A 22,566-nucleotide genomic window follows, 5' to 3' on the forward strand; every position below is an offset into this window, starting at 1 on the left:
AAATTATTCCGCCAGTGCTTTTAGTTATTAGCCAAAATGTAAACCTGCCTCAGAATTTTTCCGGCAAGTTGATCACTTCCAGTAAATATCCACCTCGTTTAATATCGATGTACCCACCATTTTTTAGTGCAAACATCACATTCAAAATACTGCTGCGCGATAAAAGAGTTCTTTCCTGAATGTAATCAAGAACGGATGTTCTCAACCGCGAATCTTCAGGCAGACGGTTCATTTCAATAAGATGGCCTCGAATGATGGAATAGGTACGTTGCTGCACCACCACAGAATCGCGATAGAAAAGATGGGTGGTATAATAAGCAAGTATCACCGCAATATCTTTCCACATTCCTTCCTGAGTAATGATTTCATGAGCAAGGCTGGCATCAAGACGCAGCATGGTGCATTCAGTTTCTACTCGCAAAATATGGCTACGTAATGGCTGGATGCTTTCTGCAATACCAAACAGATTCTGGCCAGAAACCGTGGCGATAACCAGGCCATCAGTGGCCCGCAAGACAGAGATCTCGCCTTGCTTGAAGATATAAAATTGCGGGATCTCTTTATATTCCCAGTTTATCCGTTTACGGGGAATCACCTCCATCGGTGTTCCGTGGGGTTCGAGGGTGGCAATCAGACGCTGGATAGCTGATTCCGGGCGGGTTGGAGGAGAGATAGTCATTATTTTTCCTGAAATTACTCACGGTATGCACAGGTTCCTTGAAGTATATACCACACCAAAGATCTCGCTAGGTGCGCTACAGTGCGGTGTTTGGCTTATAGATACAACCGTGTTTATTAAAACTAAAACAATATTCAGCAACATTCTTACAACTATTTCCATGATGCAAAGAATTGTAATTTTCAAGCTTTCCTCTTGCACACTATTATGGCTTTGTGCAATTGAATATTCATCCTCCATTTATTTTTAAACAAAATAAAAGTGGAGCCATACACGCCTTATCTTTAGTGTCTCCAGACATTTTCTCACGGGGGCACCCATCTATGTTTCTCGATTACTTTGCCTTAGGCGCACTTATTTTCGTGGCACTGACGCTCTTTTATGGCGTTATTGTTGTCCACGACATCCCCTATGAAATAGCAGTGCATCGTAACCATCCGCATCAAGATGCTATTCATGCTGCAGGATGGGTAAGTCTATTTACTTTGCATGTTTTATGGCCGTTCCTGTGGATCTGGGCGATGTTATATCGTGAAGACAGAGGCTGGGGGTTTGCCGTCAAAAATAATGAAATGGAAATGCTACGTGAAAGGTTACTCCGGCTGGAATCCCAGCATGAGAAAAACCAAAGCAAGTCATCAGTAACCGACTAATTGAGCAGGATTCATTGTGGATTTATTACTTATTCTTACTTATACCGCCATTTGCTTCGGTATATTTAAATTCTTTAAAATTCCGTTAAATAAATGGAGTGTGCCTACTGCTGTATTGGGTGGCATTATTCTTATTGGCTCGTTGTTATTATTAATGAATTATAACCATCCATATACCGAACGAGCCCAGATGGTTACCGTTACGTTACCCATCATCCCAGAAGTGCAAGGCGTCGTGGTAGAAGTGACCGCCAAAGCCAATAAGAAACTGAAAAAAGGGGATTTCCTATTTCGAGTTGACCCCACTGCCTATGAAGCCAAAGTCGAAGCAATAAAAGGTGAGATAGAAAGCGCCCAGCAAAACGTAGAGATGCTCAAAGCACGCCTTGCTTCCGAAAACGCAGATATTGCGCAGGCGAAAGCTGAGCGTGATTTAGCCTTGAAAGATGCAGACCGTTACCGCAACGGCAGCCGGGACAAACTGAAAAGCCCGTTTACAGATCAAGAAGTGGTTCGCGCACAGCAGACGTATCTGGCCGCGCAGGCACAGTGGCGATCTTCCCTCTCAAAGAGAGATCAAACAGCGGCACAGCTTGATGCCATGATAAACGGTGAAAACGCCACGGTTTACCGGCTGAAAGCAAACCTCAAAGAAGCAGAGTACTTCCTTGCAAAAACCGTGGTTCGCGCGCCGAGCGATGGCTACGCGACACAGCTTTTCCTGAAACCCGGTATGTTCGTGCGCCCGTTGCCGCTGCGCCCAGTGATGGTGTTCGTTCCGGATCAAAAAACCAGTGTTTATGCCGTATTCCGCCAAAACTCCGCCCTACGCTTAGTCGCAGGTGACCAGGCCGAAGTGGTATTTAATGGCCTGCCCGGCAGTGTCGTGCAAGGGACTGTGAAGCAAATCCTCCCCGCGATCGCTAACAGCAGCTATCAGGCGCAAGGCCATCTACAAGGCTTGAGCCTTGACCCGAAACTCGACGGTATCTATGCAGAAATTGAGCTGAAAAACGTTGCCGATGTTCAAAGGCTACCCGCAGGAACCATGGGCCAGGTCGCAGTGTATTCCGGTTATTTCGAGCACGTTTCCATTATTCGTAAAATCCTGCTGCGCATGACCAGCTGGATGCACTATCTCTATATTGATCATTAATTTAAGGTAAAAAAGGGAGCCGCCCCATGCAGAAAACAAAAATGTTTATTCTTTTCGCCATCGTTATTCTGACGTGGGGAACAACCTGGCTTGCCATGAAGTTTGCGTTGGTCAGCATGCCGCCGATATTTGCCACCGGGCTGCGCTTCTTAAGCGCAGCACCCTTGCTGCTATGGCTGTTGCACGTTACGCGGTCATCATTGTTATTTCCGCCAGGGCACCGGTTCTTCCAGTTCTGCGTGTTCCTATTTTGTTTCTGCCTGCCCTTTACGCTGGTGATTTACGGCGAGCAATACGTTAACGCCAGCACTGCGGCGATAATCTTCGCCGGAATGCCCGTCGCCGTGCTTCTGATTTCTATTGTGGTACTCAATGCCCCCACCAGCCTGTTGCAGCTGATGGGCGCAATGTTGGCAATGCTCTCCCTGTTTTGTCTGTTGCAGGAAGAGTCCAGAAACAGTCTCAGTAATAACTGGAAAGGCGCATTTGCTGTCGTGGCGGCAGTCACCATGCATGCTTATATGTATGTGCAATGCAAAAAGCGCAGTTGCCAGATTTCGCTTTTCACATTTAACGCCTTGCCTTGTCTGGCTGCGGGTTTACTGCTCACATTGACTGGCGCGGTAGTGGAAAGGCCGGAAATTGAAAACATCACCTGGTTGTCTTTTTCTTCGATTATTTACCTCGGCGTCGTGGCTAGCGTGTTCGGGATCTTGTGTTATTTCTCGCTGCAAAAACGCATTTCGACTTTTAACACCTCTTTGGTATTTATCTGCTTTCCCGTTATCGCGGTCATCCTGGAGTGTGTAGTGATGGGCAGCGTGTTTTCTCAAACATCGTGGATTCTGCTCGCGGGAATGTTATGCGGCGTGTTGCTGTCCGTCATTCCTGTAGAGAAAGAAAAAAATGGCCACAACGACAAAACGTTTGTGGAATTAGCACGATTTTTTCATTGCCATATTTACAAGTAATTAATAGCTGTTAAGAATGGATATTATTTGCTCATAACTGTGGTCAATGTCAGAAGAGATACTCAGGCAGCAGATTCAGAACCTTAAAAAACACAATGCCCGACTCAAAAGAATTGCACACGACTCTCGCAATAAGCTCAGTGCAGCGCTGGACGGGACAGGCTTATGTTTATGGCAGCTCGATGTGCCAAGCGGCAAGTTGGTTATTTTCAACCGTCGCTGGGGTTCCATGCTGGGCTTTCAGCCCAAAGAACTTAGCGCTCATTTTGATGTGTGGCGTGAGCATCTGCATCCTGAAGATAAAGAGATGGTGCTGTCCGCGTTTTATAACCACCTCGAAGGTAAAGCGCCATTTTATGAAGCACTGCATCGCATGCAGGCGAAAAATGGCACCATCACATGGGTGCTGGATCGGGGCCGTGTGACCGAATGGAGTGATGACGGGAAACCGCTGAAAGTTACCGGCACCCACATTGATATGACCAAAGAAAAGCAGTACGAGCAGCAACTAGCAAAACTTGCCAATCACGACCCCCTCACAGGCCTTGCCAACCGCCACGCGCTTCAAGCGCAGTTCGATCTGCTAAAAAAATTGGGCCCACTTTCGATAGCGTTTATCGATCTCGATGACTTCAAAAACGTTAACGATACGCTGGGCCATCGCAGCGGTGATGAAGTGCTGTTGCAACTGAGCCAGCGCCTGCACGAATCCTGCCCACCAGAGGTCACCATTGGCCGCATTGGGGGAGATGAATTTATCCTGTTATTGCCCTGGTCGCTGGAACATCCCGAGATAAACCACATCGCCAGATGCTGTCTGGATGCCGCCATCACCCCGTTCGAATTAGGTAATGGCGCCGCCAAAGTAGGAGCATCTATTGGGGTGAATGAATCCTGGGTGGACGACACTTTTAATAATGCGGTGATTCGAGCCGATGAGTCGATGTACTTGATTAAACGCACCGGCAAAAATGGTATCGCGTTGGGTGCCAGGATTATTATTCAGTCTTAAACCAGGTATTTGTGGAACCAATCAATGGTTCTCGTCCATGCAAGTTCTGCCGCGGCTTTGTCGTAACGCGGAGTCGAATCGTTGTGAAAGCCATGATTCACGCCCGGATAGATATAACCTTCGTAGACTTTATTATTGGCTTTCAGAGCAGCTTCATAAGCAGGCCATCCCTCATTAATGCGCGAATCGAGCTCGCCATAATGAAGTAATAAAGGTGCTTTGATACGCGGTACATCTTCAGTTTTTGGCTGGCGACCATAGAACGGTACGGCGGCTGCTAATTCCGGGTAAGCGATCGCAGCGGCATTGGCTACTCCTCCGCCGTAACAAAAACCGGTGATCCCCACTTTTCCCGTGACCGAATCGTGATGCATCAAAAATTCTATCGCGGCAAAGAAATCATTCATCAGTTTGGTCGGATCGACCTGAGATTGTAGCTCGCGGCCTTTTTCATCATTGCCAGGATAGCCGCCAACCGAACTTAATCCATCAGGAGCTAATGCAATAAAACCCGCTTTGGCAACACGTCGCGCCACATCTTCGATGTAAGGATTAAGCCCACGGTTTTCATGCACCACGACCACGCCCGGTACTTTGCCCACGGCTTTTGCCGGGCGCACCATGTAGCCTCTCACCTGGCCATGCCCTTGTGGACTTGGGTACTCAATGTATTCAGCGACAATATCTGGATCGGTAAACTCCACTTGCGTCGCGAAGGCATAGTTTGGGGTCAGCAATGTACCGAGCGCCACGGCCGAAAGGCCACCAACAACAAATTTCCCCGCCAGATCGAGAAACTCGCGTTTGCTGATTTTACCGTGTACATAAAAATCGAAGTATTCGAGTAATTCAGGAGGGAAATCTTTTGCGGTAAGTCTGGTCATTTGCAGGCCCTTTATCGGTAAAAGATAGATAAATAATGGCCTGCATTTAATGATTTTGCCTGGTTCTAATTCACCCGACTGCCACGTACCACGTTAACCCGCCAAATCCCGAAGCACACCAGCACAAGCGCCAGCGCATAACGCCACTCAAGAATGCTCTCTTGCAGGAAGATTGCCGACAATACCGCACCGGATACCGGGATCAGGAAGTTAAATGGTGCAATCATGCCCACACGGTTGTGTTTGAGCAGCAGGCTCCACAGTGCAAACGCCACGGATGATAACAGCGCCAGGTAACCCAGAATGGCCACCGACTCCCACCCATGAAACGCAAGCGTACCGCCGCAGGCATAGCCGCCAGCCGTCAGCACAAGGCCACCAATAGCCAGTTGCCAGCCGGTCATAATCGTCGCATCCATAGTTTGCGAAATACGCTTACCGTACAACGACGCGGCAGAAAGAATAAACGCCGCCAGCACCACGAAACCGTCGCCCATCAGGCTGAAGCTAAAGTCCATCAACTGGCTGTTGAAGTTGACCACCATCACACCGGCAAAACCGAGCACGCAACCCACCACCTTGTTGATGCTGAGCTTGTCGTTTTGGTAGATAAAATGCGCCAGTAACACGCTAAAGAAAGTACCGGTGGCATTCATAATTGAGCCTTTGACACCGGTGGTGTACGCAAGGCCAATATAGAAGAAAATGTATTGAATTGCGGTTTGTGTGACGCCTAGTACGGCTAGCTGGGAATACTGCTGGCGCGACATACGAGCAATTGGCTTACCCTGTAAAAATGCAAATGCCAGCAACAACAAGCCAGCAATCACAAAGCGGTATCCGGCAAAGACAATTTTGCCCGGCAGGTCGTCCGTCGCTATCTGAAATATTTCATAGCCGTTTTTAATTGCCGGGTAAGCACTACCCCATAACAGGCAACAAAAAGCAGCCCCCATCCATGCGATTTTCTTATTAGTAAACCGTGAAACGTTATTACTCACGCCTCTTCCCTTAACCAAAATTAAACTGTCGTTTCAGAATCGACCATTATCCTTCAATAAAGAAAAATAGCGATAGCGCCATCCACACTTTGCGCGGTGGATGGCACGACGTTTAATTTAAGGTTTAGGAAGATGTGAAGGACGCGCTTTCGGATGCACGGCAAAGTGCCCTTCTGGCGCATTATCGACTTTTACATGAACCAGGTCCGGTGCATGACTTTTAATGGTTTTATCGCGGAACAGATAGACGTTAAACGGCAGAATAAACACCAGTACAAAACAGACAATCAGCAGACCGCCATACACATCGTGGGCGTGGGCACCGGGTAGAGAACTTGGCGGAATAAATGACACAATAAACGCCAGCACCGACACCACCAACCCTGAACAGGCGATAGCCAGTTTCACCGGTTTCCCACCTGGAACCTGGAAGGCACGTTTTCTATCACGCTGTTTACGCACCAGTTGGATATACCCGAGGAACAACATCAGATAACTGCATAGATAGATAACTACGGTGAGTGACAGAGCCACGAGGAATGACATATTGCTACCGCCGCCAGTATTGGTCAGGACAATCAGCGCAATGGAAGTGATGATCAACTGAGAGATCACCAGTGCTACAGGTACGCCGTTTTTATTCACTTTGGCAAAACGCGCAGGCAGCAGACCTTGTCGTGCTGTCACTAACATGCCGCGAGAAGGGCCGACAATCCACGAAGCAATTTCGGCTAACACACCCAACATCAGCAATGCCGCAATGACACGTACCGCCCATTCAAAACCTGGGCCGTAATAACCAATCAGAGTACTAAATGCCTGCATCACCCCAGCGGAGAGGTTGATTTCATCATGCGGAATAACCGCCGCGACTGACAGACCGCCAATCGAGCTAAGTACAATGGCGGCAATCACCAACAGAATCATCGCCAGTGGGTAATCACGGGCCGGGTTGGTCATCTCATTGACGTGAGTCGCTGAAGCTTCAACGCCCATATAACTGAGCACAAATGCCACAAACACCACTAATGTGCCAATTTGTGAAAAATCAGGGAAGAAAGTCGCGGCCGACATTTCAATTGCCAGCGGTTGGCCGTTATACAACCAGGCGACTGCCAGCCCCACCAGCACGATTGCCGGGAATAAAATCCCAAAGAAGAAACCCGCTTTAGCAATACGCGCGGTATAACGTGTACCTTTAAATTGTGTAAGTGCCAGGCCCCATAAAATTATCAGGGCTGCGATGGTTTTCACCAGCGGATCGGTATTTAGCGCAGGCCAGTTAAGGATGTATGAGAGCGCGCCGAGCACAAAATAGAGCATCGGAATAAAACCGATGGCGATTTGCAAATAGCTAAATGAAATCGCCGCAAAACCCCAGCGTTCACCAAGCGTATTGGAAACCCAGGCAAATAAACCGCCCTCTTCCCAGCCTTCAACGGTTGCCATTTCAGCAGCGCACAAACCAACGGGAATAAACCAGAAAACCCCGCCCATCAGCAGGAAGAAAATCAGGCTAAAACCGGAAGTGGCAAACGTAGGATATTCATAAACCGCCATCACCATCGAAGCGGTAATAGCGAAAAAGCCAAGCAAAGTCAGTGACCTTGCAGGGGCATTTGTCGTTGTGGTGGACATAAGTCTCTCCGCATCCGCAAGCAGATGCCTGCGGATGTTTTTGGTTAATTGATAAGAAAGTGTCTTATGCGTGGTTGAAGCCACCCGCTTCTTCGGCGGTCAGCGAATGCGTAACCGGATTTTTCTCCAACGCCTCAAGAGTGCGTTTCAGATCGGCAATCAGCAATTCAGCCAGGTCGGTACTCATCCCGTGACGGACCAGGATGCGCTGCACCACTAAGTCTTCACGATGAGTTGGCATGGAGTAAGCAGGCACCTGCCAGCCACGGCTACGTAAGCGGTCAGCCAGGTCATACAGAGTGTATCCATCATTCTGATGGTCAGCTTTCAGTGCCCAGGTCAGCGCCGGGATACCGTTCAGGTGGCTGCCATCAAAAATAATCTCGAATGGACCAATCGCGGCAATTTCTCGAGCCAGATACTGCGCAGTCTCGTAACAGGCCATGTGAATTTTGCGATAGCCTTCGCGGCCCAGGCGCAAGAAGTTGTAATACTGCGCGACAATTTGCCCACCAGGACGCGAGAAGTTCAGCGCAAAGGTCGGCATATTGCCGCCGAGGTAGTTAACGTTAAAGATAAGCTCCTCTGGCAGGTCCTGTTTTTCACGCCATACCACCCAACCGGCACCAAGTGGCGCAAGACCAAATTTGTGGCCAGATGCGTTAATGGATTTCACACGCGGTAGACGGAAGTCCCAATCGATTTCCGGCGCGCAGAACGGAGCAAGGAAACCACCGCTGGCGGCATCCACATGCATTGGAATATCAAGCCCGGTCTTCTCGAACAGATCATCGAGCGCATCGTGAATTTCTTTCACTGGCTCGTACTGGCAGGTGAAGGTAATACCCAAAGTCGGCACCACACCGATGGTGTTCTCATCGACATATTTCAGTGCTTCTTCCGCCGTCATCATTAGGCGATTACCTTCCAGTGGCACTTCGCGCAGTTCAACATCAAAGTAGCGGGCGAATTTGTGCCAGCAGATTTGTACCGGGCCACACACCATGTTTGGTTTATCAGTAGATTTTCCGGCCAGTTCACGGCGTTTGCGCCAGCGCCATTTCAGCGCCAGGCCACCAAGCATCGCGGCTTCAGAAGAACCGATGGTTGAGCAACCGAGCGTATCGGTGGCTGCTGGAGAATGCCAAAGGTCGGCGAGCATATTCACGCAGCGCTGTTCCAGTTCAGCAGTTTGCGGGTACTCGTCCTTATCAATCATGTTCTTATCGATAGAGAGATCCATTAACTGGCGAATCTCATCATCCACCCAGGTCTGGCAGAAGGTCGCCAGATTCTGGCGTGAATTGCCATCAAGCATCAGTTCGTCATGAATGGCATGAAAAACATTACGTGGATTGCTTTCTTGAACCGGGAATTGGGTTTTTGGCAGTGAAGTGGATAATTCTACAGATGCATAAACATCGTCATTTTCATTTTCAGCGGGTTGAATGAGCATAGTCATAATTAATCCTTTTCGTATCAGATAAATTTATTATTCAGTTACTTTAGGGCTGGAGTTATTTCACCCAGTTTGGCATGTGGTGTCTTTTGACATTGCTTGAATATTTTCGGCACCGCTACGGTTTCGACTTCATGCCAGTGAACATAATCACCACCTTTAAAATCAGTATTTCTATTGACTACCCAAAAGGCGATTGGCGTCATGGATTTCGGATTCATATCCATAAATTCCTGACAAGTCATATTTTGTGGCGTCGTTTCCTGTTCGGCAAAAGCAGAATTAATAGAAGTAGAAAGAGCCGCAGCAGCAATAATTATCGAGATACTTACTTTAATATTCATAAATTATTCCAGTGGTTATTTTGAATCTTTTGACGCCAGTCGTTTAGGTTGTGCCAGCGCCAACTTCTTACGCAAAGAGATAAAACTCCCGGCACTGAAGATCATCTCCAGGCCAATAAAAGCAGTGGTGAATAGATAAGACTGCTCAGGGTTCATGCCAAGCCAGATGGCGGCAATCAGCAGGTCAAAAATACCGATAAAAATGTTCCAGATAGCCCCGGAACGGCCGCGCATAGTGAAGCCAGAAACGATGCGTGAAACGCCACCGATAATGAACAGACAACAAAATACTATCGATAAAGAGTTCATCCCAACCATTGGATTGGCGACGAAGCTGTAACCCAACAACAACCAGGCGAGAGCGAAAATCGCACTGACAAATTTTGATTTCCAGTGCTGTTGGCGAAAGACAACCAGGCAGTAAAGAGTATAAAAGCCGCAAACCATAAACATCATGCCAATGATATAACTGAGATACAGTCCGGACATAAATGGATAGATAAGACAGCAAGCACCACATATAAGCAGCAGCACCGCCATGACCAGAGCATGTTTTTTATAATAAAGACGAGAAGCTTCACTCAGTGCCTTCATTCTATATTGGTTAAAGATGAACATATTATCTCCGCCGTAATTTCAATGGCTGAAATAGTAGTACCCACCTGGCTGCGGAGTAAATAAGAGTGAAGAGTCATTGTTATACGCTGAGTCTGACATCTGTCTGCGTCTTCTGACATATGTAAGACTCAGCTTGCATTATTCATTCGGCGCTCTGATTTTCATTGTGATACTTATTTTTTATTCTGGTGGCGTTTGGTGATGAACACCTATTTTATTAAGGAGAAGATAATGAAAAAATTAATTCTGGCAGGCTTGTTGGCAACTATGATGAGTTCTGCACCTGTATTAGCTGCAGCGACTGCAACCCCAGCACAGACCGCTGCGGCAACCGCACAAATCCAAAAAGAAGCGGCTGATGTGATGCAAGTTGCGGTTCAGGGTGCCAATGCAATGCGTGATATTCAGTTTGCACGCCTGGCGCTATTCCACGGTGAACCAGCCAGCGCGAAGAAATTGACCGACGACGCAGCAACTTTGCTTAAAGATGACAGCGCTGACTGGAAGAAATTTGTCAAAACCGACGCCAAAGCGAAAATGATCGACGATCAATACGTGATCATTAACGCAACCGTAGCGCTGTCTGAAGACTATATTGCAACCCCAGCAAAAGAGACCGCCATCAAATCTGCTAATGAAAAACTGGCAAAAGGTGACCAGAAAGGTGCGATGGATACCTTACGTCTGGCTGGTATTGGCGTGATGGAAAATCAGTATCTGATGCCACTTAACCAGACCCGTAAAGCGGTTGCTCAGGCCAAAAAACTGCTGGCAGACGGTAAATACTACGAAGCGAATTTGGTACTGAAAGGTGCTGAAGACGGTATCGTAGTTGATAGCGAAATGTTTGCTGCCAGCAACTAATCTGCGTTTGTATTGAGAGTGCACGCGGGGAATGGTCGGGCGATAACTGCCCGACCATTCAATCTCAGTGGCTCATCAAGCTCTCTATCTCCACCTCGATTTCCCGCATAATTTTCGCAATTTCTTCTAACGCCTCCTGTCGCTCCTCAAGCGGTAGCGAATCATGGCGGCGTGACTCAAACGGTTCACAAAGTTTTTGCAAAGCAGTGATTTCCAGTATTTGAGCCGAGCCATGCAGACGATGTAGCGCATGCAAAAACATCTGCGGCTCGTCTTCTTCTATTGAACGCACAGCAGCCTGCAAATCATTTGCCGAAGCTTCGCGGAAGGTTTCCAGAATTTCATTCATCAACTTCCGATCCCCCCAGTATTCTCGGTCAAAATGCTGAGTTTCAAATGCCGGGTAACACAAGGCATTGAACGGCCAACATCGAGTTTGCTAAGCTCATGGGTCAGCGTTTGAATCGATACAGGCTTAAACAGACACTGATTCATCCCACTTTCCAGACACTGTTCGCGTGACTGAGGCAAGGCACTCGCAGTAAGCCCCCAGATTTGCAGCCGCTGATTTTGACGACGTAACGACGCCGCCAGTTCGAGGCCATCTTTTTTCGGCATATTCACGTCAGTTATCAACAAGTCGTACAGCTTGCTGAGAATTTTGGCTTCTGCTTCTTCGCCATCACAAGCCTCATCAACATTGAAACCAATAGTATTTAACTGCCGTTTGAGTAGCAGGCGATTAGTTGGGTTATCGTCCGCAATCAGAATCGATAAGCGCGGCAATGGCGACAGTGCAGCAGGCGTATCGCGCGTTGGTGTTAGCGATTGTTGAGCAGTTTCAACCGCAAGCGTTATCGTAAAAGTGGTACCCAGCGACTGGCGGCTGTTCATCTCAAGCGTACCTCCCATCAGCGTGACCAATTCTTTACAGATAACCAATCCCAGACCAGAACCCGTCTGTTCACGTCCCTGGCGTGCCTGAACGTAGCGGTGGAATAACGTTTCCTGCTCTTCCGGGCTAATCCCGCAACCGGTATCACTTACCGTAATCACTAACGTGCCGTGTTTATCCATTTCGAGGATCAGGCGAGCAGACACCTGAATATGCCCTTGTTCAGTAAATTTCAGCGCATTACCGACCAAATTGGTGAGGATTTGTCGCAAAGCCTGCGGATCGACCAGCACCCGATCATTAGCAGCCAAATGGCTAACGCAGCGCAACGTAATACCTTTTTGCCTTGCCAGCGCATCAAACGAGTGGCATTGCAGGTCAATAAGCTGAGTTAAATCAGTCCACTGTGGGGCAATTTGATATTTACCTGACTCAATTTTATCGACATCAAGGATCTTACCAATCAACCCCAGCAGCGATTGCGCCGTCGCCCCGGCAAGCGCTATCGCCTCTTTGCGTTGGCTGGAGCTGAGATCCGAACTCGACAGCAATTCTAAGAAACCCACAATAGAGCTGACGGGCGTGCGTAACTCATGGCTCATACTCGCAAGGAAACGACTTTTCGCTTTAGTCGCCTGAATCGCTTTATCTTTTTCAGCCTCCAGTTCGTGAGAAAGCGCCTCTTTGAGATGCAGCTGTTCTTCAAGTTGCCGCTGTGATTGTTTTCTTTTACGCACTTCACGCGAAAGAGATAGCCCCCATCCCAGGCTGATGGCGATAAGCATCAGCGCGAAGAGAACCAACTGATAGAACTGTTTGCTGTAAAGGCTCCAGGTATCAATCTGCACGCTGGAAATCTTCGACCACTTCTCCGTCATTTGCAGAATTTCACGCGGAGGAATGGCTTGCAGCGCTTTGCCTAAAATAGACTTCAGTTCTGGCTCATCGCGCGCCATCGCAAAACTAAGAGCCGCGCTGGGCATACCTGGCAGCCGGGTATAGTGCATATTTTGCGGATAATAATGGTCAATCATGTAACGAGCGGAAAGTTCGGTGGTTATCGCCGCATCAACCTCCCCCTCCTCGACCATTTTCATCGCCACTTTGACATTATCCGTTTCAACCCAGGTCGCCTGCGGGAAACGAAGTTTGAGGTCGTGCGTCAAAATATGCCCCGCTGCCACGGCGATACGCCGAGGTTTTGCCAGCATTACGTTGGCATTTTCTCGGTGTGCGGTAACCAGTACGAAAGAGACATTCATCAACGGATCGCTAAACGAGATAAATTTCTGTGGCTGGTTACTGAGGGTGGCGGCTGGGATCATATCCCACTGACCCGGCACCATTTTTTCAGCCATTTCTTTATTGGAATTAACGATAACTGGCTGAAACTCAAGACCGGTTTGCAGTTGGACGATATTGAGCAAATCCGCCATGATGCCGCGCAGTTCGCCATCGTGATCGATAAGCGTAAACGGTGGGTAGTTTGGATTCACCAGCACGCGGATTTTAGGGTGCTTTTTAAGCCAACTCTTTTCCTCGCTGCTGAATGGTATCGGGGTATTCAGGTAAGAAAGGTTGCCGCGATTTAGCCAGTTCTGCATGACTCGCATATGGGTTTCATTACTAATTGCGCTAATAAAACTTTCAAGGATGTTTCGCAACAGCGGCTGATTCCGGCTGGTGACAAAATAGTTATATTGTTCCTGCTTGTTAAAGTAGTGCGTGATGACCAGCGATTGTGAGAAATATTTCGAGATGCAATTACCGGTGGTCACATTATTACCAATGAAATATTGGTTAAGACCTGACATAACAGACGACAGCGCCTGATAGTCGCTATCGTAAAAGGTGATTTTTGCGTTAGGAAAGGCCATCTTAATCACATCGAGAAATGAACAATCACGTACACAAGCAAGGGTGACTTTTTTATTTGTTGCCAGTGGCAGTAAGGTGTTTTTGAGGGATGTGACCAGTGTTGGCCATGTCTTGATCAACGCTGAAGTTCGCAACAAGTCGCTCCCTACTTCTTCGCGCTGAGATAACTGCGTGAGCAGAGTATCCACTTCGTTTTGGGAGAGCGCTGCCAGGGCTTCTTTTTCGCTATCGTACTGTTTGATAGCGACTTTAACATTGAGGTTTTTTTGTAATAGCGCGAGATAATCAGCATTAACACCCTGATAATGTTCTCCACCACTTTCATAATCTATCGGAGAAACTTCCGGCAGCCAGGTGCCGACTGTCAGAGTATTATTCCGTGCCAGCCAGCGCGACTCATCGGCAGTTAAACGAATATCCAGTGACGATGGTTGATAATTACTTTTCAGCTCAATTAACTGAGAAGCACCGTAGGCTGAAAAAATGTTCAAGAAAAACATTGCTGCCAGATAAACATATAATAGAAACCGCATCTTATTACCCTATTTTATTTCTTTGCGCATAATCATAAAGTTCCATTAATGAGGAACAATCTAACTTTTCCATTAAGCGACTTTTATAGGTGCTGACGGTTTTATTACTGATATTCATTTTGCTGGCAATGGTCGTGTAATCAATACCATTGAGGATATAGCGTAATACTTTCATTTCCTGGGTAGATAACGTATCCAGCTTGTCCTGTTCCGTCGTCGCAGCACCGCTAAAGCGCTCGAGTGAAAATGGGAAATAGCTGTAGCCATTTTTTGCAGCCTCGATAGCCGCAAGGATGTTATTCATGCCCTCCTTTTTACTAACAAAGCCGTTAGCACCGCATTCAGCACTGCGTTTACCGTAGAACAATTCATTCTTTGCAGAGATGATAATAATGATGCCCAGATAGTGCCGTTTACGTAGCTGTTCCAGCACTTCAATACCGCTGATGCAGGGAATATCGACATCGATAATTAACAGTTCAGGCTTGAGTTTCTCGACGGTTTGTACCGCACGCTCACCGCTGTCGAGCTCAGTAGTGACCGTGATACCGTTGGTATCGAGCAAATTTCGAATGGCTATACGCGCCAATGGGTGATCGTCAACGATTATCGCGTTCATTGCGTTAAAAAATCCTGGTGTAGAAAAGAATAGCGAGGCCGGTAATATTATTACGTTTAGAGGTAAATCTGAGTTAGATTAAATTATAACTTGTCCGACCAAGTGTTCTAAAATATTTACACCATGAGTAAAAAACCAACAGAAAATCAATTTTATTGATTTAATCTACCTTTTTAATAAATAGGTTAATCCTAATGCATACCCTAAATAACTCGTGTTGCAGGAAGGCGGCAACGCAGTGAATCCTCAGGAACTTACTCAAGTAAGTGACTGGGGTGAGCGAGGAAAGCCAACGCACATGCAATTCGAAGTATGACGGGTATAGATGATGTCGATCATATTTTTGATTACATGCGTAGGAATAGGATTTCAATTATTCAGGCGGGGTCTTAAATAAAAGTGTTAATTATTTCAATATTATCCCCTCATCCTTTCCCTTAGGGAGAGGATGAGGGCGGTACTTAAAGATTAGTTACGGCTGTCCATTACACCGTGAGCTCTTCAGCCCTCTTTCACAGAAAATGAGCAGGGTGTTTTAGGCATTCGCCAGCTGTTTCGCCTTCTCTTCTTCTTCGCGCTGTTGCTGCTCGGTTTCCAGCATCTTCTTCTCGTAAACCTTGAAGAATGGATAGTAGATAGCCAGTGAAATAAAGAAGCAGACGAACACCAGCCCACAGGCGACCAGATTCCAGTTTGAGGTGATCAACGCGCCTAACGGAGCAGGGATGGTGAATGGTGGTTTCACCATCATGCGTGGAATAATTCCGGTGATGGTAAACAGATACACCACTATGGTGTTTGCCATCGGCGCAAGAATAAAGGGAACAGCCAGAATCGGGTTCATCACTATTGGCGCACCGAAAATCATCGGTTCGTTGATGTTAAACAGCCCCGGAATAAAGGAGAGTTTCCCCAACGATTTCAGATAAGCAGCTTTAGAACGGATAAACAGCACAACTAGCGCAAGCGTCGAGCCAGTTCCGCCCATCTGCGCATACCACTGGAAGAACTGCTCGGTGAAAATATTTGGCAGCTCGTAAGCGCTGGTTCCCGCCTGGAACATCTCCATATTCTGCACAATCGCCTGGTCCCAAAGCGGGCGAATCAGTGGCCCCATTACCGCATGGCCATGAATACCGAAGACCCAGAACAGATCGATAAAGAACTGCGTAACAATGCCGCCAAACAGGTTCGTACCGGTCATAAACCCTTTGAGCGGCATGATGATGTAACTGATGATGGCGTTAATATCGATATTCAAAAAGTGACGCGGGATCCAGAAGATCAACACCACCGCGAGTGTTGGGAATAGCGCTGAAAACGAACTCGCCACCACTGGCGGCACGCCCTCTGGCATTTTGATTTCAATATTTCTGACTTTAATAAAACGGTAAATCTCGATAGCGATCAGTGAGGAAATAATCGCGCCAAACAGCCCCTGAGAACTTAGCGACGTAATGGGAATATAACGCCCGGAAACCGCGTCTCCGGCAACGGTAATGCCTTCTTTGATATTGACGGGCACAATCATCAGCAGGGTCGCCAGCATCGCCAACAGCCCACTGGTAATATCGTTGAGCTTGTAACTTTTACCGAGGAACGAACCGATAGTAAAAGCGGCATACAGCGACATTAATCCCACGGTAAAACGGAACGGCACATCCAGCATATCGCGATATGGCGCGATAAAATCCATATAACCTTTAATCGGGATATTGAGCAAAATAACGAAGAATGACCCGACAATAGTCAGCGGTAAAATTGAAATAAGACCATTACGGATTGCCTGCATATGCCGCTGGTTGCCAATCGCATTTGCCACCGGCAGCATTTTTTCAGCCAGTCGTTCAAAGTAAGACATTATTCCGCCCCCTCGAATCCGTTGTTTTCAATCACAGCCTTGAACCACTGGCCCGATTTTTTAAGCGAACGTTGCTGAGTCTCTAAATCCAGACGATAAAAACCGTAGCGATTTTTATAAGCGTTTTGCCATGACCAACAGTCGATAAACGTCCACATGTGATAACCCAGACAATTGCTGCCATCAGCCATAGCCTGATGCAAATAACTCAGATGCTCTTTGAGAAACTCAATCCGGTAATCATCCTGTACCTGACCATTCACCATGAACTGTTCTTCGTCAGAAATACCTATCCCGTTTTCCGAGACAAACCATGGCAAATTGCCGTAACGGTCTTTCACCACCATCGCGATGTCATAAAGTGCCGCGGGATAAATCTCAATACCGCGCGAGGTATTCATCCTGCGCCCCGGCATAATATATTCTTCAAAAAACCGCTCTGGCATAAAACCATGCGGTTCTTCGAGCAAGGTTTCACGCGCTTTAACACGGCGCGGGCGATAATAATTTATCCCCAGTAAATCGATACGTGTGCTGGAAATAAGCTCGCAATCACCAGGCTGAATGACGGGCAATTGATCGTATTCTTTTAAAATGGCAATCAGTTCATCCGGGTAGCGCCCAAGCAAAATAGGCTCGTTAATACTGCGGGTATAAAACAGATCGGCCATTTCTGCGGCATGTAAGTCCTCCGGCGCATCGCTACGCGGATAAACCGGAATAACATCCATAATGATGCCAATCTGCCCGGCAATATTGAGCTCGCGCCAGGCGGCAACCGCTTTGCAATGCGCCAAAACAATATGATGGAGTACTTGCGCAGCGCGGCGGAAACTGGTCACGTAAGGATAATGGCGAGGATGCAAATAGCCCGCTTCAGCAGGAATTAACGGTTCGTTAAAGGTAAACCAGTAGCGCACTCTGTCGCCAAAAAGCTCGTAACAAATCCGCGCATAGCGGGCAAACGCATCCACAACTTCACGGTTTTCAAAGCCGCCTTTTTCCTGAAGTGCCATTGGCATATCAAAGTGATAAAGGTTAATAAATGGCTCGATGCCCTGAGCATTGAGCTCATCAATCACTGCGTTATAAAAATCGACTGCCTGAGGATTAATTTCCCCGTCACCATCAGGAATAAGGCGTGACCAGGAAATTGAGGTACGAAATGAATTCAGACCAATATCTTTGGCGCGTTGAATGTCTTCCCGATAGTTCTGGTAAAACGTTGAGGTATCGTCAGCCGTTACGCCCCCGAAGAAGCGTTCGTTAAAATGATGTGAGGCATAATCCCAAATATTTTCGCCTTTGCCATCTCCGGCCTGGTGCCCTTCGGATTGTGTTGCGCTGGTTGCTGTACCCCACCAGAAATTCTCAGGAAAACGATATTTCATGACCCATCCTTATTGTGCATTTTTTAATAAAGACAGGGCCTGATCCAGCACCTTATCGCCCTGCATTGAGCCGTACAGCATCATATCAATCGCCGCCACTGGCACGCCGTGTGGCGCGGCTGCGCTGGATATACTCTGTAGCTGGAACTTCACCTGTGGCCCAAGCAAAATGACATCAGCGTCCGTGATGATTTGGTCAAAATCAGACACCGGTACCGCCGTAATTTCTACTTCAATATTGCGGCTGGTAGCGGACTGTTTCATTCTTTCCACTAACATACTGGTGGACATTCCAGCAGCGCAGCATAAAAAGATCTTTTTCATCACATCTCCCTGGTGTAATAAGCACGATTACCCGCAGTATGCGGCAAAATATATTCTGAGGAGTGTGGGAAAAAGCAGCAAGTGAGGCGCAACACAGAATTGGTTTTATTGTCTGGTACTTTTGCAGTGTTTAATGACAAAAGGTATAAATTAGTGATTACAAACAGAAGGATAGCACTGTTACTTTTGAGGAAATCATTGAAATTTAATATCTAAATTTGCGACATAATAAGAAAAACCTCTACGTTTAGATATATTTCAAAACCAGTGTAAACGCTGCTTTTAAAGCATATTGTTTCATCAGCAGCTTCACACCGGAATATTAAGATCTTTATTTGGCAAATCTACCATCAATAAAGACTTCATCGACCATTGCACTTCCCAGCCGCATTGCGGAACAAATACGTGGCATACCAAGTGAAACGCCCTGGTGTGTTTGGGTAGTTGCAAAACTCACGGGCTGATGCTCACTGTCACAATCGTCGCCAAGCCACGCCAGAGCTTCTTTGCTTTCCATCATTCCAGCCGTCGAAGGAAACATAAGCCACTCATAGTAGTAATGGCGCGTGCGGGCTGAAGCATTCACATCGCGGGCAAGTTGGCTGATTGCCAGCGCACGAGCTTGCTCAATTAACTCTGTGGCCTGCGATAAACGGCCAAAGCGCAGCGCGTCACCAAACGCGCCCCAGTACAGCTCCTGCAACGCGACATAGCAGCGACCAGCGGGAGAAAAGGTAAAATAATGCCCAGCCTGCCAGCGTGCAAAAACTTGCTCGCAATGTACGAAGCCCAGGTGAGTGAGGTCGGTGCCCTGTAATTGTGTTTCCAGATTACCGACACGCTGTGCCAGTTGCTGCTGAACCTGAACGAGCTGCCTACGGGCTTCTGAAGCGTCATTGGTTACTCTTGCCGAAGCTAACGCTATGGCGGAGATGCTTTCATACACTTTCTCAATTGCGTAGTGCTTCTTCGCCACCCGCTGGCAAAGATGCCCAAGCATCGCCAGCATCACTTCCGGCTTTTCGAGCAGCACCTCATCCACTGCCCATTTTTGCAACTGGCTCTGGCCGATAAACTCCCCGGTCAGCCTCTGGTAATACGCTTTGCTTTGCTGAGTCCGCCACGGTTCACGAGAGATGCCGCTGTTTCTGGCAAAATCGACGACAAACTTCTCTGCAACACACTCCAAAGCGCGAGTTTGAGTTCCTGGTAATACACTGCTCATTGCTGTTCTACCGTAAAAAGCGTCTGAATATCATCCCGCAACAGGCGGGTGTCCTCATGGATGTAACGTGTGATTCTTACGCACTGCTGAAGCTGTTGGCGCAAAGCGGTCACCGCTTCTTCATTTTGCTGGCGCACCACCAGGCTTTGTTGCAGGTTCAGACGTATCGCTTCCAGTGCGTGGGAAAAATCAACAAAGAACGCTGCCATTCCCTCCGTCACAGACATTTCAATTTGCGCGGCCATATTCTGATTAAGCTGCAACAGGAAATCGCTGACGTGCTGACACAGTTTGCGTTGTACGTCAGCTAAAGAAATGACGTAGCGACTTTGCATCACGGTATATCCTTCCCAGCCCCAATCCTCGCTATTAAGCCAGCGCGCAACCGTTCCGCGCATCCCGGCCTGGCGTCGCAGTTGGGAGACAGGAATATCCTGCTCTTCAATGAGTTCATTAAATGCCTGATTAGCATTGAAGTTTAATAAGCCAACATGAAATACTGGCAGACTTATATTGGTTCTAAAACCTGCTTGCGCTAACCCTTGTGCAACGCGAGTCTCTATCGGTTTTAGGGTGTTACGCAGCGTATCTGCCAGTTCAACTTCCAGATAACTAAAAAGATGGGTTAACTCTTCAGTCATCTTTTCCTGCGCGGCGGTCAAGATGATTTCGCATGAAGCGCGGATCCTGTGCAGCGCAATTTGTGCCGATTGTTCATCGTCAAAACTGAGCGTTTCATAGCGCGCATCAAAGTCATTACCGCGCTGAGTCCCAAACGACAAAGCCTGGCGCTGGAGCTTTTCAGGCACTTTTCCATGCTGAAAATAGTCCTGAATATTGTCATTAATCTGCTGTTCATAACGGCGAATAAAATCACTCATCGCTTCAACAGCCTGCTTAGTATTGCTCTGCGCAACGACGTTTGCGGCTTTCTGACTGGAAGCGGCAAGACTCATGTCATCTTCAAGGGCTGCGATATTCTGCTGCAGTTGCTGGCTGGCAATATGCAGACCCTGGCAGCGGAAATTCAGGTAATCCTCCGCACCCTGCGTGTAATTCAGTAATTTCTGGCAGGCAGAACGCAGTGCGTACATTGAAGCATTGGCATGTGCTGCATGAAGCACCGTGTGAATGGGCTCAGCAAACTGCGAGTCCTCCCACAACACCTCAGCCGCCTGGCGCAAAGCACCCGCATCGGCCAAATCCTCACTTTGCCAGCGGCGGCCCAGTGCAATATCAGCAAAATCCTGCACCCAACGTTGCTCATTCGGGTCCGGTAGCTTGCCGTGCAATGCCAATTCATGGCGGGCACGATTAGCCAGATATCCCCACATCGATGACACAGGGAAGACATGGTGAGGCTCAATCGTTCCTTTCATAAGCGTGCCAGAAATTAACGCTTTAACCTGTTCTGCATCGTCACCATTTCTGTCTTTTTGGTCGAATTTATTCACCAGCGCATAGAGCGGGACGGATGACCCGGTGCCCAATATCGCTTTACGTATCTCTTCGTCAGAAACGGATTTTAATTGGGTGTAATCCAATACCGCCAACACAGCAGAAGCCTGCGACAACTGCTCCTGAAGCATTTTTTGTAGATGCGGCTGCCCGGCTTCGTTTGGCCCCGGAGTATCCAGTAATGTCAGTTGCCCATAGGCTTCATCCATTCCTGCTAAATGGACAAACTCCACTTCAATAACAGGAACATGCTCAATTGCGGCATAGGCCTTAAATGGAAAAGCCACATCCAGTGCTTTCGATAAACGCACTAAATCATTAAGGCTTTTCAGGCAATGGAAAATAGGTTGGGCACCAAGATAATGCTTAGAGAAAGATTCCCCTTGGGAAATACGGGTTAATAATCCCGTCATATCCCGATCAATTTCCAGATGCTTTGACAGCGTTTCGCGATCGGTTTGTTGCAAACGAATTTGCAACGTATTCATAAGCTGTTCGATGGGTTGAACATAGGGAAAATGCAGCACGGGTTCACGCTGGCCCGGGGTATGGCGAATTAGTGTCGGTAATGCTGTCATAGGGCGATTACGGTTAGGTAATACCTCAGTCCCAATAATGGCATTAATGGTGGTTGATTTTCCCGCTTTTACTGTTCCGACAATCGCTAATACCATTTCATGCTGAGTTATTTTGCGTAACTCATTTTGCAGCATAGCCTGCTGCGACTGGATGCTGCGGGGGCTAAATTTTGCAGGGACGGCCCCTCCAGTTTGGGACTGCCCAGAATAATTAACGTCATGCTGTGTAGTAAAAGAAACTGTTTTTAGTGTATTCAGATTTTGTAGGGCGAGTTGTAATAACCGCTCTGCTTCCTGACTTAACTCAAATATTGCTTGTGTGTGCATAAAAAATCCTTACTTAAATCAAATTATCCGGATTTTTAAAAACCTTTATATTTTTTGTGCCTATTCAGTACCGGAAATTATAATTACGCGCGGAAATCATTTATTCGACAATATTATAATCAGGCTTATTTTTTCATAGCGTGAGTTTCTGGCTAAATAACCAGAAAGAAAGACCATAGCGTATTTTTATAAACTTAT

18 protein-coding genes and 1 pseudogene are annotated in these 22,566 nt (G+C 47.5%); 5 read left to right on the top strand and 14 right to left on the bottom strand.

What is annotated here, in order from left to right; translation table 11 throughout:
* Positions 1-49: 49 nt before the first annotated feature.
* Positions 50-679, bottom strand: a complete 630-nt coding sequence (locus tag AC0IXI_RS21565; RefSeq protein WP_471683084.1) for a helix-turn-helix domain-containing protein — start codon at positions 677-679, stop codon at positions 50-52.
* Between the two features lie 323 nt (positions 680-1,002).
* Here AC0IXI_RS21565 and AC0IXI_RS21570 point away from each other — a divergent pair, with 323 nt between their 5' ends.
* From AC0IXI_RS21570 to AC0IXI_RS21585, 4 genes are read left to right on the top strand one after another with little or no spacing between them, the layout of a single operon-like run.
* Positions 1,003-1,332 carry a DUF3302 domain-containing protein gene (locus AC0IXI_RS21570; protein WP_064515530.1) on the top strand — a complete coding sequence of 110 codons (330 nt, stop codon included), beginning with the start codon at positions 1,003-1,005 and terminating at the stop codon, positions 1,330-1,332.
* Between the two features lie 16 nt (positions 1,333-1,348).
* The gene (locus AC0IXI_RS21575) at positions 1,349-2,488 is read left to right on the top strand and encodes an HlyD family secretion protein (RefSeq protein ID WP_064515528.1); all 1,140 of its coding nucleotides are present in this window, start codon (positions 1,349-1,351) and stop codon (positions 2,486-2,488) included.
* Positions 2,489-2,514: 26 nt separating this feature from the next.
* Complete coding sequence (locus AC0IXI_RS21580) at positions 2,515-3,459, top strand: DMT family transporter (protein ID WP_471683085.1); 945 nt, start codon at positions 2,515-2,517, stop codon at positions 3,457-3,459.
* A gap of 46 nt (positions 3,460-3,505) precedes the next feature.
* On the top strand, positions 3,506-4,471 hold the full coding sequence (locus AC0IXI_RS21585) for a GGDEF domain-containing protein (RefSeq protein WP_134186181.1): 966 nt from the start codon (positions 3,506-3,508) through the stop codon (positions 4,469-4,471).
* Here AC0IXI_RS21585 and yghX read toward each other — a convergent pair.
* From yghX to AC0IXI_RS21615, 6 genes are all read right to left on the bottom strand, one after another.
* Positions 4,468-5,355, bottom strand: a complete 888-nt coding sequence (gene yghX, locus AC0IXI_RS21590) for a YghX family hydrolase (RefSeq protein WP_413499397.1) — start codon at positions 5,353-5,355, stop codon at positions 4,468-4,470. The genes AC0IXI_RS21585 and yghX overlap by 4 nt on opposite strands.
* Positions 5,356-5,420: 65 nt before the next feature.
* Positions 5,421-6,311 (bottom strand): DMT family transporter, encoded by an 891-nt coding sequence (locus AC0IXI_RS21595; protein ID WP_134186428.1) that lies wholly within the window; start codon positions 6,309-6,311, stop codon positions 5,421-5,423.
* A gap of 162 nt (positions 6,312-6,473) precedes the next feature.
* On the bottom strand, positions 6,474-7,994 hold the full coding sequence (gene gadC, locus AC0IXI_RS21600; RefSeq protein WP_134186177.1) for a glutamate/gamma-aminobutyrate antiporter: 1,521 nt from the start codon (positions 7,992-7,994) through the stop codon (positions 6,474-6,476).
* Positions 7,995-8,058: 64 nt separating this feature from the next.
* Positions 8,059-9,450 (bottom strand): glutamate decarboxylase, encoded by a 1,392-nt coding sequence (locus AC0IXI_RS21605; RefSeq protein ID WP_471683262.1) that lies wholly within the window; start codon positions 9,448-9,450, stop codon positions 8,059-8,061.
* A 44-nt stretch (positions 9,451-9,494) separates the two neighbouring features.
* On the bottom strand, positions 9,495-9,797 hold the full coding sequence (gene hdeB / locus AC0IXI_RS21610) for an acid-activated periplasmic chaperone HdeB (protein WP_064515517.1): 303 nt from the start codon (positions 9,795-9,797) through the stop codon (positions 9,495-9,497).
* Positions 9,798-9,812: 15 nt separating this feature from the next.
* A complete protein-coding gene (locus AC0IXI_RS21615; protein WP_064515515.1) occupies positions 9,813-10,415 on the bottom strand; it encodes an HdeD family acid-resistance protein in 603 nt (200 codons plus the stop codon).
* A gap of 231 nt (positions 10,416-10,646) precedes the next feature.
* Between AC0IXI_RS21615 and AC0IXI_RS21620 the strand changes: the two genes are divergently transcribed.
* Positions 10,647-11,279 (top strand): YfdX family protein, encoded by a 633-nt coding sequence (locus tag AC0IXI_RS21620; RefSeq protein ID WP_134186175.1) that lies wholly within the window; start codon positions 10,647-10,649, stop codon positions 11,277-11,279.
* A gap of 64 nt (positions 11,280-11,343) precedes the next feature.
* Here AC0IXI_RS21620 and AC0IXI_RS21625 read toward each other — a convergent pair.
* The 7 genes and pseudogenes from AC0IXI_RS21625 to AC0IXI_RS21655 form a co-directional block, all read right to left on the bottom strand.
* Positions 11,344-14,552: pseudogene (locus tag AC0IXI_RS21625) on the bottom strand (ATP-binding protein).
* 37 nt (positions 14,553-14,589) lie between these two features.
* Positions 14,590-15,204, bottom strand: a complete 615-nt coding sequence (evgA, locus tag AC0IXI_RS21630; RefSeq protein ID WP_064515509.1) for an acid-sensing system DNA-binding response regulator EvgA — start codon at positions 15,202-15,204, stop codon at positions 14,590-14,592.
* A 535-nt stretch (positions 15,205-15,739) separates the two neighbouring features.
* Positions 15,740-17,065, bottom strand: coding sequence for a PTS sugar transporter subunit IIC (locus AC0IXI_RS21635; RefSeq protein WP_064515507.1), 1,326 nt, complete (start codon positions 17,063-17,065; stop codon positions 15,740-15,742).
* Positions 17,065-18,456 carry a glycoside hydrolase family 1 protein gene (locus AC0IXI_RS21640; protein ID WP_471683086.1) on the bottom strand — a complete coding sequence of 464 codons (1,392 nt, stop codon included), beginning with the start codon at positions 18,454-18,456 and terminating at the stop codon, positions 17,065-17,067. Before AC0IXI_RS21640 ends, AC0IXI_RS21635 begins: the two co-directional genes overlap by 1 nt.
* 9 nt (positions 18,457-18,465) lie before the next feature.
* The gene (locus tag AC0IXI_RS21645; RefSeq protein WP_064515503.1) at positions 18,466-18,780 is read right to left on the bottom strand and encodes a PTS sugar transporter subunit IIB; all 315 of its coding nucleotides are present in this window, start codon (positions 18,778-18,780) and stop codon (positions 18,466-18,468) included.
* Positions 18,781-19,111: 331 nt separating this feature from the next.
* A complete protein-coding gene (locus AC0IXI_RS21650) occupies positions 19,112-20,005 on the bottom strand; it encodes a diguanylate cyclase regulator RdcB family protein (protein WP_134186169.1) in 894 nt (297 codons plus the stop codon).
* The gene (locus AC0IXI_RS21655; RefSeq protein ID WP_134186167.1) at positions 20,002-22,368 is read right to left on the bottom strand and encodes a dynamin family protein; all 2,367 of its coding nucleotides are present in this window, start codon (positions 22,366-22,368) and stop codon (positions 20,002-20,004) included. The genes AC0IXI_RS21650 and AC0IXI_RS21655 overlap by 4 nt, the downstream gene beginning before the upstream one ends.
* Positions 22,369-22,566 lie beyond the last annotated feature (198 nt).

The sequence above is a fragment of the Buttiauxella sp. AC038 genome (assembly GCF_979253565.1).